The sequence below is a fragment of the Rhodoferax sp. GW822-FHT02D07 genome (genome assembly GCF_058802405.1).
Window position 1 is genome coordinate 531,169 of record NZ_JBXAOD010000002.1, and the last position, 13,999, is coordinate 545,167.

Here is a 13,999-nt window from a genome sequence, read left to right on the forward strand (position 1 = left end):
GGAAGTCCCTGCAGGCACCAAGCCCGGGAGACCCTGACCACCCATTCGAAATCGGTCAACCTGCTATTTTAACCTGCAGAAAGACCGTCTTTCTTCAAGCCGCTGCAACCGGCTCCTTCTTGACCCGGAACCAAGCGGCGTACATCGCCGGCAAGGCCAGCAATGTCAGCACGGTGGCGACGATCAACCCGCCCATGATGGCTACGGCCATAGGGCCCCAAAACACCGAGCGCGAGAGCGGGATCATGGCCAGCACGGCAGCGGCGGCCGTCAACACGATGGGGCGCAGACGGCGCACAGCAGACTCCACGATCGCGTCCCAGGCGGGAATGCCGTTGGCACGGTCCTGCTCGATCTGGTCGATCAGGATCACTGAGTTGCGCTGGATCATGCCCATGAGCGCAATCACACCCAACAAGGCCACAAAGCCGAACGGACGGCCCAGCAGGATCAGCGCCCCCGCCACACCGGCAATCCCCAAGGGTCCGGTGATGAACACCAGCAAGGCGCGACTGAAGCTTTGCAGTTGCAGCATCAGCAGCGTGAAGGTCAGGAACAGCATGACGGGCACACCCGCCACGATGGAGGCCGAGCCCTTGGAGCTTTCTTCCACCGCACCGGCAACCTGGATGGCATAGCCGTGCTGGCCGTTCTTCTGCCACTGCGCCTCCAGCTCCTTGAGCTTGGGCAGCAGTTCGGCGGTCACGGTGGCGCCTTGCAGGCCTTCCACAATGTCGCCCTGCACGGTGATGGCGTAGTCGCGGTTTTCGCGCCACATCACACCAGGCTCCCATGTGAATACGGGCTTGGCGATCTGCGTGAGCGGGATCGACTTGCCGCTGGCCGTGGGCAGGTAGGCATTGGCAATGTCGGTGATGGCATTGCGCTCATCCAGCGGCTGGCGCAGCACGATGTCGATGAGCTTGTCGCCCTCGCGGTACTGGCCCACGGTAGTACCAGCCAGCACCGTCTTGGACGCTTGGGCGATGGACTGGCTGGTCACGCCCAGGGCACGGGCCTTGGCCTGGTCCACTTCCAGACGCAGCACCTTGACCGACTCGTTCCAGTTGTCATTCACGCCGCGTGTGTTGGGGCTGGCGCGCATCACCGCCTTGACCTCGTCGGCGCGCTCACGCAGTGCAATCGGATCCGGGCCGACCACACGGAACTGCACGGGGTACGGCACGGGCGGGCCATTGGGCAGCAGCTTCACGCGACCACGCACTTCTGGGAACTCACTGGCCAGCAGGGCCGGCAGCTTCACGCGCAGCGATTCGCGCACCTTCAAATCCTTGGGGATGATGATGAACTGCGATACGTTGGTCTGCGGGAACACCTGGTCCAACGGCAAATAGAAGCGCGGCACGCCCGAACCAATCCAGGTACTCACGGTGTTCACACCCTCTTCCGCCATCAGGCGCTTCTCGACGCGCTGGGTGACTTCCAGGTTGGCCGCGAAAGAAGTGCCTTCAGGGAACCAGATATCCACCAGCACCTCGGGGCGGCTGGAATCAGGGAAGAACTGCTGCTGCACCTTGCCCATGCCGACGATACCCAACGCGAACACCAGAATGGTCGCACCAATGGTCAGCCAGCGATGCTGCACACACCAGTTCACTGTCTTGCGGAAGATGTTGTAGAACGGCGTGTCGAAGTGCTCGGCGTGCACGGACTCCTCACCCGCATGGTGCTTGTGCTCCTTGAGCAGCAGAGTGCCCAGGTAGGGAACAAAGTACACCGACACAAACCAGCTCAAGATCAGCGCCAGCACCGTCACCGCGAAGATGGCGAAGGTGTACTCGCCCGTGGTGGACTTGGCCAGGCCGATGGGCAAAAAGCCCACGGCAGTAATCAAGGTACCCGTCAGCATGGGCATGGCGGTAACTTCGTAGGCAAAGGTAGCGGCACGCACCTTGTCGTAGCCCTCCTCCATCTTGCGCACCATCATTTCCACCGCAATGATGGCGTCGTCCACCAGCAGACCCAGCGCGATGATGAGCGAGCCCAGCGAAATCTTGTGCAGGCCAATGCCCCAATAAAACATGCCCAGGAAGGTCACGGCCAGCACCAGCGGAATCGTGATACCCACCACCAGACCGGGGCGGATGTCCAGAAACCAGCGCTTCCACAGCGGGTTGTTACCCGGGCGCTTGTGCAGGCCCAGCGAGATGAAGCTCACGGCCAGCACAATGACCACGGCCTCGATCAGCACGCGCACGAACTCATTGACCGAGCTGGACACCGACTTGGGCTGGTCCTGCAACTGCACCAGCTTGATACCGGCGGGCAGGTCTTTCTCGATCCCCTTGAAGACCGATTCCAGCGAATGGCCCAGCGCAATGATGTCTCCGCCCTTGGTCATGGAGACGCCCAACGCAATGACTTCCTTGCCCTGGTGGTGCACCTTCACCGAGGGCGGGTCCACATAGCCTTTGGCGATGGTGGCAATGTCTTTCAGGCGCAGCTGGTTGCCGGATGCGCCGCGAATGGGCATGGCTTCGAGCTCTTCCACGCGGTTGAACTGGCCGCCCACGCGCACCTGCACCACGTCCAGCGGGGTTTGCACGGCACCGGCCGATTCCACCGCGTTTTGTTGGCCGAGCTGGGCCAGCACCTGGTTCAGGTCCAGTCCGAGCTGGGCCAGGCGTTTTTGCGAGATTTCGATGTACAGCTTCTCGTCCTGCGCACCGAACAACTCCACCTTGGCCACATCGGGCACGCGCAGCAGGCGCTGGCGCACGTCGTCCGAGAAACTCTTGAGCTCGGCGTAGTTGAAGCCGTCCGACTCCAGCGCGTAGATCACGCCATATACGTCACCGAAGTCATCATTGAAGAACGGGCCGACCACACCACCGGGCAAGGTGCCGCGGATGTCGCCCACCTTCTTGCGCACCGTGTACCAAACGTTGGGCACGTCCGATGGTTTGCTGGAGTCCTTGATCTGGAAAATGATCTGCGACTCACCGGGTTTGGAGTAGCTGCGGATCTTGTCGGCGTAAGGAACTTCCTGCAGCGAGCGTTCGATCTTGTCGGTGACCTGCTCAGCCACCTGCTGTGCCGTGGCGCCAGGCCAGTAGGTGCGCACCACCATAGCGCGGAAGGTGAAAGGCGGGTCTTCGTCCTGCCCGAGCTGGAAGTAGGAAGCCACCCCCAGCAGCAGCAGCACGATCATCAGGTAGCGCGTGAGCGCCACATGGTCCAGCGCCCACTTGGAAAGGTTAAAACCCTTTTTTGGTTCGTCGAGGTTCATGCGCGCCTCACTTTGCAGCGGTTTCGCTGGCAGCCGGGGCCGCCGCAGGCGCTACAGTATCAGGAGCTGTTTGCGCAGGATTGACGGGGGCTTGCGCTGTTTTCTCCTTGTAGATGGTGACCTTCTGGCCGGGCGACAGCACATGCACACCCGCCGTCACCACCTGCGCACCGGGCGTCAGTCCACCGGCCACCACCACCTCGTTGCCATCGGCCGTGGCCACGGCGATGGTTTGCAGTTTGACCGTCATGCTGCCGGTATCCAGCACCCACACGGCAGTCGCCTTGCCACTTTGCACCAATGCGCTGGTCGGCAGCTTGATGACCTGCACACCGCTGCGGTCAAACGCCTGCGGCACCACCGACACCGTGGTACCCAGGGGCAGTGCGTCCTTGGTGTCCAGCGCCACCTTCACCGTGAAGGTGCGGGTCACCGGGTCGGCACTGGCGGCCACTTCGCGCACTAGGCCCTTCACCGTCGTCTTGCTCGCCCAGACGCGCACATCCACAGAAGAACCGGCCTTGATCAGCGCCACCTTGTCTTCGGGCACGGCAAACACCACGTCACGCGGGCCATCTTGCGCAATCTGCACCACCGGGGCGCCAGCGCTCACCACCTGGCCGGGTTCGGCGTTGATGGCCGTCACCACGCCCGACATGTCCGCCACCAGCGTGGTGTAGGACGCCTGGTTGCCTTGGCTGTTGAGCTGGGCCTGGGCCTGGTCGAGCTGGGCCTGGGCGGCCTTGAGCGTTGTTTCGCGGCGTTCCAGTTCGGCACCGCTGATGAAGTTCTGGTCGCGCAGCTCCTTGAAGCGCTTGAAGTCAGCCGCGGCCAAGTCGCGGTTGGTGGCGGCAGCGGCCACCTGGGCGCGCGCGGCTTCGGCGGCCAGCTTGTAATCCTGCGGGTCCAGTTGGGCCAGCACCTGGCCGGCCTTCACGGTTTGCCCCAGCTCCACCGCGCGGCGCACCAGCTTGCCCGCCACGCGGAAGCCCAGGCGCGATTCGATGCGCGGACGCACCTCGCCAGAGAACTCCGCACCCGACTGGATGCTGGCCATACCCACCGTGCTCACCTTGACGGCACGCACGGGCTCCTCACTGGGGGCCGGCTTGGAGCAGGCAGTGGCAAGAAGCACCGTGGCAAGCACAGCACCTGCGGTATAGAAATTTCGGGTTTGCATGGTGGCAAGGACTCAAAGAGAGGAAAACATACGGCGCCAGGCCCGGGACCGGAGCGCCACTAATGACCGATCGGTTAGTAATTTAAGGGAGGCCCTGATCTTTGTCAAGGCAAGGTAAAGCACCATAGGCCGAAAGGCACAATGGCGGCCATGTCCAGCCCCCCGGTTTCGCCCGCGCCCTCCTCCGCCACCACCGCACCCGCGGTCACGCATTACGAGAATTTCCCCGTCGCGTCCTGGCTCTGCCCGCCGCATCTTCGGGCGCCCATTGCGGCCATTTACCACTTTGCCCGCACGGCCGACGACATTGCCGACGAGGGCGATGCCACGCCTGCCCAGCGCCTGGACGCCCTGCGGGACTACCGCGCCGCCCTGCAGGCCTGCGGCCAGGCGGCGGCCAGCGGCAAGGCCATGCCAGACAGCGTCTGGCCCCAGGTGTTTGCCCCGCTGCGGCAGGCCCTGGTGCAACACCGCCTGCCCTTGACGCTGCTGCACGCCCTGCTGGATGCCTTCGTACAAGACATAGAGAAAACGCGCGATGGCGCAGGCTATGCCGACGAGGCAGAGCTGCTGGACTACTGCAGCCGCTCGGCCAACCCCGTGGGGCGCCTGCTGCTGCACCTATACGGAGTGCAAGACGACACCGCACTGGCCCTGAGCGACGCCATCTGCAGTGCGCTGCAACTCATTAACTTCTGGCAGGACCTGAGCGTGGACATTCCGCGCGGCCGCTACTACCTGGCGGAGGCCGACCGCACCCGCTTTGGCGTACCCCAGGCCGATATCCTGGCCCGCCGCCAGACCGCAGACGCTACGAAACTGATAGCTGCTTGCGCAGATTCCGCGCGGGCCCTGATGCTCAAAGGCGCCCCACTGGTACACCGCCTGCCGGGCCGCGCTGGCTGGGAGCTGCGCCTCGTCGTGCAAGGCGGGTTGCGCATTCTGGACAAGATCGCCGCGCTGGACTACGCCACGCTGCAGACACGCCCGACGCTGAAGTGGTGGGACGTCCCCGTCATGCTGTGGCGCGCCCTGCGCATGTAAGCGGTTCTTTTGGGGGCCGCGGGATGTAACAATCCCCGCCATGACCCCCGAGCAATACGTACAAGAAAAAGCCGCCGCCAGCGGCAGCAGCTTTTATTACGCCTTTCTGTTTTTGCCTGCGCCCCGGCGCGCGGCCATCACCGCTTTCTACGCCTTTTGCCGTGAAGTCGACGACGTGGTCGACGAGATGATGGACGCCGGCGTGGCTGCGACCAAGCTGGCCTGGTGGCAGACCGAGGTGGCGAATGCGTTTGCCGGCAACCCGGTGCACCCCGTCATGAAGGCGCTAATGCCGCACACCGCCACCTACGGCATCGAGGCGCGCCACTTGCTTGGCGTCATCGAAGGCTGCCAGATGGACCTGGAGCAGACCCGCTACCTGGACTACCCCAACCTGCAGCGCTACTGCCACCTGGTGGCCGGCGTGGTGGGCGAAGTGGCGGCGCGCATCTTCGGCCAGACCGACCCGCAAACCACCGCGTACGCCCACAAGCTGGGCCAGGCCCTGCAGCTCACCAACATCATCCGCGACGTGGGCGAAGACGCCCGGCGCGGGCGCATCTACCTGCCGGTCAACGAGCTGCAGCAGTTCGACGTGAAGGCGCACGAGATTCTGAAGCGCAACTACTCCGACCGCTTCACCGCGCTGATGCAATTCCAGGCGCAGCGCGCCCAGGGCCTGTACGACGAAGCCCTGGCCCTGCTGCCCGCGGCCGACCGCCGCACGCAAAAGCCCGGCCTGATGATGGCCAGCATCTACCGCGCCCTGTTGCGCGAAATCGAGTCCGACAACTTCCAGGTGCTGCACCAGCGCATTGCGCTGACGCCCCTGCGCAAGTTCTGGCTGGCGTGGAAAGTCCAGGCCCTCGGCCGTCTATGAAGGTAGCGGTTGTAGGCGCCGGCTGGGCTGGCATGGCCGCGGCGGTCACTGCCACCCAAGCCGGCCACCACGCTACAGTTTTCGAAGCAGCCCGCGCAGTCGGCGGGCGGGCCAGAACCCTGAATGGCACCTTGCCGGAGGGTACGCCCGTGGTGCTGGACAACGGCCAGCACATCCTGATTGGCGCCTACAGTGAAACCATCAAACTCATGCGCACCGTGGGTGTGGACCCTGAGGCCACGCTCTTGCGCCTGCCACTCACCCTGCTGTTCCCCGACGGCGACGGCTTGGCCCTGCCCGACTGGCCCAGCCCGCTGGATGCGCTGGCCGGCATTGCCACGGCCAAGGGCTGGACCTGGACCGACAAATGGAGCCTGCTGCGCGCGGCCACGGGCTGGCAACTGGGCGGCTTTGCCTGCGCGCCGCAGACCAGCGTGGCCGATCTGTGCCGTGGCCTCACCCCCACAGTGCTGGCCACCATGATTGACCCGCTCTGCGTCTCCGCCCTCAACACGCCAGCCGATCGCGCCAGCGGCCAGGTCTTCCTCACCGTGTTGCGCGACTCGCTGTTTGGCGGACGCGGCAGCTCCAACCTGCTGCTGCCGCGTGCCGACCTGGGCGCCCTCTTCCCCCAGGCCGCGGCCGACTGGCTGCAGGCGCAAGGTGGCGTGCTGCACCTGGGTAGGCGCGTGGACCCCGTTGCCTCGGAAGGCACAGGCTGGCGCGTCAACGGCCAATACTTTGACGCCGTGTTCTGGGCCACTTCATCGTCAAATGCGGCCTCAGCCCTCATGGAATCTGCGCAAGCAGCTCCTGAAACCATAGCAACTCCAATGCAGGCCTGGGCAGCCACCGCGCAGGCGCTGCAGTTTGAAGCCATTGCCACCGTCTACGCCCACGCCCCGCAGGCATGCCTGGGCCAGCCCATGCTGGCGCTGCGCAGCGACGCGGCCCACCCGGCGCAGTTTGTGTTCGACCGCGGCCAGTTGGGTGGCCCGCAGGGTTTATTGGCCTTTGTGGTCAGCGCCAGCGCAGGCGAACGCGACGTGCTGCAGGCCCAGGTGCTGGCCCAAGCCCAAACCCAGCTGGGCCTGGCGCTCACACCGCTGCAAACCGTGGTGGAAAAACGAGCCACCTTCGCCTGCACACCGGGCTTGGTGCGCCCTACCCAAGCCATCGCGCCCGGCCTATGGGCCTGCGGCGACTATGTGGAAGGCCCCTACCCCGCCACGCTGGAAGGCGCGGTGCGCAGCGGCGTAGCTGTGGCGCAGGCGATAGGCGCCCCGGGCCTGCGCCAATCCGTTTGAGCCACGGCAAGAAGCCACCAGATTTCTCCGGGTAACACGGGGAAACCCGGCCCCTGCCGGACAAACCTGCGACATGAGAAACGGCAATTTGGTGGCACCATTGCTGCCATGAAATTCGTTCTGAAAATTGTGGGGAGCCTGCTTCTGCTGCTCCTGATTGCCATCATGGCAGTCGCCAGCTGGTACCTCTACCAGAAACAGGCTGTACGTAGCGGCACGCTGGAGCTGGAGAAGCTGAGTGCGCCGGTGGACGTGCGCTTTGATGAACGCGGTGTGCCCCACATCCGCGCCGCTAACCAGACCGACCTGTACCGCGCGCTGGGCTATGTGCATGCGCAAGACCGGCTGTTCCAGATGGAGATGGTGCGCCGCCTGGCCAAGGGCGAGCTGTCTGAAGTACTGGGGCCCAAGCTGCTCGACACGGACAAGCTGTTTCGCACCCTGGGCATAGGCGCGCGGGCCAAGGCCGTGGTGGCAAGCATGGACATGAAAACGCCCGCCAACCAGATGCTGCTGGCCTACCTGGATGGCATCAACCAGTACCAGGACCGGCACCGCTCGCCCATTGAATTCGACATTCTGGGCATTCCGCATCAGCCCTTCACGCCCGAAGACACCGTCGCCATCTCGGGCTACCTGGCCTACAGCTTTGCCGCCGCCTTCCGCACCGAGCCGGTGATGACCCAGATCCGCGACAAACTGGGCCCGGACTACCTGCGCATCTTCGATATCGAATGGCACCCCGAGGGCGTCATCGCCCCAGCCACGCAAGTCAGCGACGGCGCGTGGCGCAGCCTGGAGCACATCGCCAGCGTGAGCCAGGACGCCATGGACCTAGCGGGTGTGCCCTTGCTCGAAGGCAGCAACGCCTGGGCGATCTCGGGCCGGCGCACCGCCAGCGGCAAGCCGGTGCTGGCGGGTGATCCGCACATTGCCTACTCGGTGCCCGCGGTTTGGTATGAGGCGCACCTCAGCGCGCCAGACTTTGAGCTGTACGGCAACTTCCAGGCCCTGAGCCCCTTTGCGCTGCTGGGCCACAACATGGACTTTGGCTGGAGCCTAACCATGTTCCAGAACGACGATGTGGACCTCATCGCCGAGAAGCTCAACCCGCAAAACCCCAACCAGGTCTGGCACAACAACCAGTGGGTGGACCTGCAGGTACGCACCGAAACCATCACCATCAAGGGCAGCCCGCCGGCCAAGCTGGTGCTACGCCGATCGCCGCATGGGCCCATTATCAACGACGCCTTCCCCGACGTGCTGGGCGACACGCCCATTGCCATGTGGTGGGCCTTTCTGGAAACCGAGAATCCGGCCATCCAAGCCTTCTATGAGCTCAATCGCGCCGACACACGCGAGAAGGCCCGCGAGGCCGCCAGCAAGATCCACGCGCCCGGCCTCAACGTGGTATGGGCCAACGCCAAGGGTGACATCGGCTGGTGGGCCGCGGCCAAGCTGCCACAGCGCCCCGAGGGCGTGAACCCCACCTTCATCCTGGACGCAGCCAAGGGCGAGGCCGAGAAGCCCGGCTTCTTCGCCTTCATGTTCAACCCGCAGGAAGAAAACCCGGCACGCGGCTACATCATGTCGGCCAACCACCAGCCGCAGCCCAAGAGCGGTGTGCCCGTGCCTGGCTACTACAACCTGGCAGACCGCGGCCAGCGTTTGGACGCTGCGCTCAGGAACCCGGACAAGAAATGGGACATGGCCGCCTCGCAGGCCCTGCAGCTGGACAACGGCAACGGCTACGGCAAACGCGTTCTGCGAGATCTGTTGCCGGTGCTCGAGGCCGTGGTCACCGATCCCAACGACAAGGCATTCCTGGAGCCCCTGACCAAGTGGGACGGCAACTACACGCAGGACAGCATTGCCCCCACGCTGTTCACCCAACTCATGTACGAAATTGCCAAGGCTGCCATGGCCGATGAGCTGGGCGAAGCCGGCTTCAAGAACCTGCTGCGCACCCGCGTGCTCGAAGGCGCCCTGCCCACCCTGATTGCCGACGCCGACTCCCCCTGGTGGGACAACCGCCGCACCAAGGCCACAGAAAGCCGCTTCGAGATCGTGCGCATAGCGTGGGCCAACACCCTCAAGCGTCTGCAAGACCTGTATGGCACCAGCCTGCTGGACTGGCGCTGGGGCACCGCCCACACGCTGACCCATGGCCACCCGTTGGGCCGCCAGAAGCCGCTGGACATGCTGTTCAACGTGGGCCCCTTCGCGGTGGCTGGCGGGCGGGAGGTGCCCAACAACCTGTCCGCCAACCTGGGCACTGCGCCCTGGGCCGTGAGCTACGGGCCGTCCACGCGCCGAGTGATCGATTTTGCCGATGCCAGCACCGCCTTGGGCATCAACCCCGTGGGCCAAAGCGGTGTGCTGTTTGACAAGCACTATTCCGACCAGGCCGAGCGCTTTGCGGCGGGGGTGTATGTGCCCCAGCACCTGCGTGAGGACGACATCAAGGCACACACCGAGAGCCAGCTGCGCTTCGCCCCGGCGCGCTGAGGGCCTGGGCCTTTACAGGGTTCGTCAGGCGCTCAGCAGGTCGCGCAGCTCGCTCATGCTGGCCACCGTGGCGTGCGGATGCTGCGCGTGGCTCCAGAGATGCTCGGAGCGGTTCACCCACACCGCCTGCATGCCCACGCCCAGCGCACCCAACACGTCCAGCGCAGCGTCATCCCCCACGTGCAGGATCTCTTCGGGCGCCAGTTGCAGGGCCTGTGCGGCCAAGTGGAAGATCTTGGGATCCGGCTTGCCCACGCCAGCCTCGCGCGCGTTCACGCTGCCGCTGAAATAGTCGCCCAGCCCCACGCGGCGCACATCGGCGTTGCCGTTGGAGATGGCGTACAGCGGCCAGCGCTTCGCCATCCAGTCCAGCACGGGGATGGCGTCCTCAAACAGCTCCACGCGCATGCGCTCGGCAAAAAACAGCTCGAAGCCCGGCTCGGCCAGCGCCGTGTCCTCACCCGCGCGCTGCAGCGCAATGCGGATCGATTCGCGCCGCAGCAGGCTCAGGTCGTGTGCTTGCGCTGCCCAGCGCTGTTCTGTTTCCTCGCGGATGGAGCGGCGGGCATGCGGGTCGGCATACAGCACCGCAGTGGCCGGTGCGTGCTGCAGCAGCCAGGCGTGCAGCACCTGTTCGGCGCGTTCAATACAAGGCCAGATGGGCCACAGGGTGTCGTCCAGGTCCAGGGTGATGGCCCGGATGCGTGAGAGTTCCAGCATAGGTCGGTGAGAATACCCCACATGCTGTTTACATCTCCCTTTCAAGCCGAGCCCCCACACACCCATGGCCATGAGGCCCGCACTGCCGTGCTGCTGTGCAACCTGGGCACGCCCGACGAGCCTACCGCTCCCGCCGTGCGCCGCTACCTGGCCGAGTTTCTGGGCGACCCGCGCGTGGTCGAAATCCCGCGCCTGCTGTGGCTGCTCATCCTGCACGGCATCATCCTGCGCACCCGCCCCGCCAAGTCTGCTGCCAAATACGCCAGCATCTGGACGCCCGAAGGCTCGCCGCTCAAAGTCTGGACCGAGAAGCAGGCCAAGCTGCTGCAAGGCTGGCTGGGCCAGCGCGGCCACCGCGTCAAGGTGCGCTGGGCCATGCGCTACGGCAGCACCTCCATCGCCTCGCAGTTGGACGCCATGAAGGCCGAGGGTGTGACCCGCGTGCTGGTGCTGCCCGCCTACCCGCAGTACAGCGGCACCACCACCGCCAGCATCAGCGACGCGGTCTGTGCCTGGGCGGCCAAGACACGCTCCCTGCCTGAATTCCGCTTCGTCAACCGCTACAACGACGACCCGGGCTACATCACCGCCCTGGCCGCCAGCGTGCAGCGCCACTGGCGCACCAACGGCCGGCCCGACAAGCTGCTCATGAGTTTTCACGGCGTGCCCGCGCGCACGCTCGACCTGGGCGACCCCTACCACTGCGAATGCACGAAGACCGCACGCCTGTTGGCCGAAGCCCTGGGGCTGTCAAAAGAGCAGTATGCGGTCAGCTTCCAGTCCCGCCTGGGGCGCGCCCAATGGCTGCAGCCCTACACCGAACCCACCCTCATCGCTTGGGGCCACGCCGGCGTGAAACGCGTGGACGTCATCTGCCCCGGCTTCAGCGCCGACTGCCTGGAGACCCTGGAAGAAATCAATATGGAAGGCCGCGAGGCCTTTCTGCATGCCGGCGGCAAGGAGTTTCACTACATCCCCTGCCTCAATGACGATCCCGAATGGATCACCGCGCTGTGCCACCTGGCGCAGCAGCACATGCTGGGCTGGCCTACGCAGGCAGCGGCCGACAGCGACGCGTTGAAAGCCTCTCAGGCAGCCGCACTGGCCCTGGGCGCAAAGCGCTAACGTCAGACGCTGCTGCCCAGGTCCAGTTCCCAGGTTTCTGCTATCTGCTTCTGGCCAAACCCCTCAAAGGGTTCACTCGCAATCAGTTGGTAGCCGGCCTTGCTGTAGATGTGTTTGGCGGCTGCCAGCTGGCTGTTGGTCCACAAGCGCACGCGGCGGTAGTCGACGTCCCGGGCAAAACGGTGGCATTCCGCCACCAGGCGGTCTCCCAGTCCGAGGCCACGGGCCGCAGGCTCCACCAGCAGGAGGCGCAGCTGGGCCACCCCCTCCAGGGGCGCGTTGCTGGCTTCATCGCGCGCCTGCACCAGGCACACGCTGCCCAGATTGATGCCGTCGCGCTCAGCGATCCAGCAGGCCTCGCGCGTGGCGTCGAACTGGTCGATAAAGTCGGCCGCAATGCGTGCCACCATGGACTCAAAGCGCACATCCCACTGGTACTCGCGCGCATACAGGGCGCCATGCCGGGACACCACCCAGCCCATGTCTCCGGGGCGGTGCGCCCGCAGGATGAAGCTGTTGTTGGCCTTGGCGGTGCCCGGCTCCTGCAGCAAACCCTGCACGCTGTGGAAGGCCTGCAACAAGGTCGTTTGCTGCGCATCGCTGAGCGGGGCGAGCAAGGCGCCCATCTGCTCCTGCGAGCGCTGTTCCAAGGGCGCCAGGGCCTGGCGTCCTGCGGGCGTGAGTTGTAGCAACAATTGCCGGCCGTCCTGGGGGCTGCGTGTGGCTACCACCAGATCGCGCGCCTTGAGCGATTTCAGCAGGCGGCTCAGGTAGCCGGCATCGAGGTCCAGCAAACGCCCCAAATCTGTCGCCGTGATGCCGGCGCCCGCCTCCAGATGCGCCAGTTCCCACAGCACGCGCCCCTCGGTGAGGGAAAAAGCAGAGTCCAGCAAGCCCTCGCCCAGCATGCCAATACGGTGTGTGAAGAAGCGGTTGAAACGACGGAAGGCGTCGATACGGTCGATCGAGTTCATGGTGGCATGATGCAATATTTAATTGCTTTTAGCAATTATTTATTTGCCAAATACAAATTAATGATAACAAACCGCAAGGGAAAACCTGCCGCAACATAGTGTCCAATAGCCCCATGGATCGCAATGAATACACCGAACAACGGCTGACCGAGCTGGAGATCAAGGCCAGTTTTCTGGAGGACACGCTGGACCAGCTGGACCAGACCGTGATCCGCCAGCAGGCGCAGATCGAGTTGCTGATCCGCGAAATCACCTTTTTGCGCCAGCAGAACACCGAGCCAGCCACGGCCCGCAACCTGCGCGACGAGCTCCCTCCCCATTACTGACAACCCAAGGAACCCCATGACGCTGCAAACCTGGTGGCTATTTGTGATGATGACGTTTGTGGTCTCGGCAACGCCCGGGCCCAACATGCTGCTGGTGATGAGCACGGGCGCCCGCCAGGGCCTGCGCGGTGCCGTGGCTACCATGGCGGGCTGCATGACCGCCCTGATGCTGATGCTGAGCCTCTCGGCCGCAGGCTTGGGCGCGCTTCTGCAGGCCTTCCCGACCGTGTTTGACGCGCTGCGCCTGGCGGGTGCGGCCTACCTGGCCTACCTGGGCGTACAAGTCTGGCGCAGCCCGGTTGAGGAAGCCAAGACAGAAGACGGTACCGCCGCCAACCAGTTCGGCGAGCCGCAAGGCGCGTGGTCGCTGTACCGCCAGGGCGCGCTGGTGGCCGCCAGCAACCCCAAGGCCATCCTGTTTGCCGCAGCATTCTTCCCGCAGTTCCTGAACCCCGAAGTGCCCCAGCTGCCGCAGTTCGGCATCCTGCTGGGTACCTTTGCAGTGGTGGAAGTGGCCTGGTACTTTGTCTACGCCATCAGCGGCCGCCAATTGGCGCGCTACCTGCAGCGCGCCACGGTGATGCGCGCGTTCAACCGCCTGACGGGTGGGGTGTTTGTGGGGTTTGCCGCTTTGATGGCTGCGGCCAAGCACTAAAACGCTACAAAAACAGGAGCTGCTCGCGCA

11 protein-coding genes are annotated in these 13,999 nt (G+C 64.7%); 7 read left to right on the forward strand and 4 right to left on the reverse strand.

Translation table 11 applies throughout. The annotated features are described in order from the left end of the window. Positions 1 to 94 precede the first annotated feature (94 nt). Positions 95 to 3,250 (reverse strand): efflux RND transporter permease subunit, encoded by a 3,156-nt coding sequence (locus tag AC1RNN_RS07150; protein WP_493087441.1) that lies wholly within the window; start codon positions 3,248 to 3,250, stop codon positions 95 to 97. Positions 3,251 to 3,257: 7 nt separating this feature from the next. After that, positions 3,258 to 4,430: an efflux RND transporter periplasmic adaptor subunit gene (locus tag AC1RNN_RS07155; protein WP_493087439.1), complete on the reverse strand. Its 1,173-nt coding sequence runs from the start codon at positions 4,428 to 4,430 to the stop codon at positions 3,258 to 3,260. Between the two features lie 150 nt (positions 4,431 to 4,580). On the opposite strand from AC1RNN_RS07155, the gene hpnC reads away from it, so the two are divergent. From hpnC to AC1RNN_RS07175, 4 genes are all read left to right on the forward strand, one after another. Next, a complete protein-coding gene (hpnC, locus tag AC1RNN_RS07160) occupies positions 4,581 to 5,474 on the forward strand; it encodes a squalene synthase HpnC (RefSeq protein ID WP_493087437.1) in 894 nt (297 codons plus the stop codon). Between the two features lie 40 nt (positions 5,475 to 5,514). Continuing rightward, complete coding sequence (gene hpnD / locus AC1RNN_RS07165; protein ID WP_493087436.1) at positions 5,515 to 6,354, forward strand: presqualene diphosphate synthase HpnD; 840 nt, start codon at positions 5,515 to 5,517, stop codon at positions 6,352 to 6,354. Further along, positions 6,351 to 7,661, forward strand: a complete 1,311-nt coding sequence (hpnE, locus tag AC1RNN_RS07170; RefSeq protein WP_493087434.1) for a hydroxysqualene dehydroxylase HpnE — start codon at positions 6,351 to 6,353, stop codon at positions 7,659 to 7,661. The genes hpnD and hpnE overlap by 4 nt, the downstream gene beginning before the upstream one ends. A 108-nt stretch (positions 7,662 to 7,769) precedes the next feature. After that, positions 7,770 to 10,169: a penicillin acylase family protein gene (locus tag AC1RNN_RS07175; protein WP_493087433.1), complete on the forward strand. Its 2,400-nt coding sequence runs from the start codon at positions 7,770 to 7,772 to the stop codon at positions 10,167 to 10,169. 24 nt (positions 10,170 to 10,193) lie between these two features. Here AC1RNN_RS07175 and AC1RNN_RS07180 read toward each other — a convergent pair whose 3' ends face one another. Further along, positions 10,194 to 10,889: an HAD family hydrolase gene (locus AC1RNN_RS07180; RefSeq protein WP_493087431.1), complete on the reverse strand. Its 696-nt coding sequence runs from the start codon at positions 10,887 to 10,889 to the stop codon at positions 10,194 to 10,196. 21 nt (positions 10,890 to 10,910) lie between these two features. Between AC1RNN_RS07180 and hemH the strand changes: the two genes are divergently transcribed. After that, positions 10,911 to 12,014 (forward strand): ferrochelatase, encoded by a 1,104-nt coding sequence (hemH, locus tag AC1RNN_RS07185; RefSeq protein WP_493087430.1) that lies wholly within the window; start codon positions 10,911 to 10,913, stop codon positions 12,012 to 12,014. Positions 12,015 to 12,016: 2 nt separating this feature from the next. On the opposite strand, the gene AC1RNN_RS07190 is transcribed toward hemH, so the two are convergent. Continuing rightward, positions 12,017 to 12,988, reverse strand: a complete 972-nt coding sequence (locus AC1RNN_RS07190) for a bifunctional helix-turn-helix transcriptional regulator/GNAT family N-acetyltransferase (RefSeq protein ID WP_493087428.1) — start codon at positions 12,986 to 12,988, stop codon at positions 12,017 to 12,019. 113 nt (positions 12,989 to 13,101) lie between these two features. On the opposite strand from AC1RNN_RS07190, the gene AC1RNN_RS07195 reads away from it, so the two are divergent. Together AC1RNN_RS07195 and AC1RNN_RS07200 are read left to right on the forward strand one after the other, a co-directional pair. Further along, complete coding sequence (locus AC1RNN_RS07195; protein WP_493087426.1) at positions 13,102 to 13,314, forward strand: SlyX family protein; 213 nt, start codon at positions 13,102 to 13,104, stop codon at positions 13,312 to 13,314. A gap of 16 nt (positions 13,315 to 13,330) precedes the next feature. Further along, positions 13,331 to 13,969 (forward strand): LysE family translocator, encoded by a 639-nt coding sequence (locus tag AC1RNN_RS07200; RefSeq protein WP_493087424.1) that lies wholly within the window; start codon positions 13,331 to 13,333, stop codon positions 13,967 to 13,969. The last annotated feature ends 30 nt before the right edge of the window (positions 13,970 to 13,999 follow it).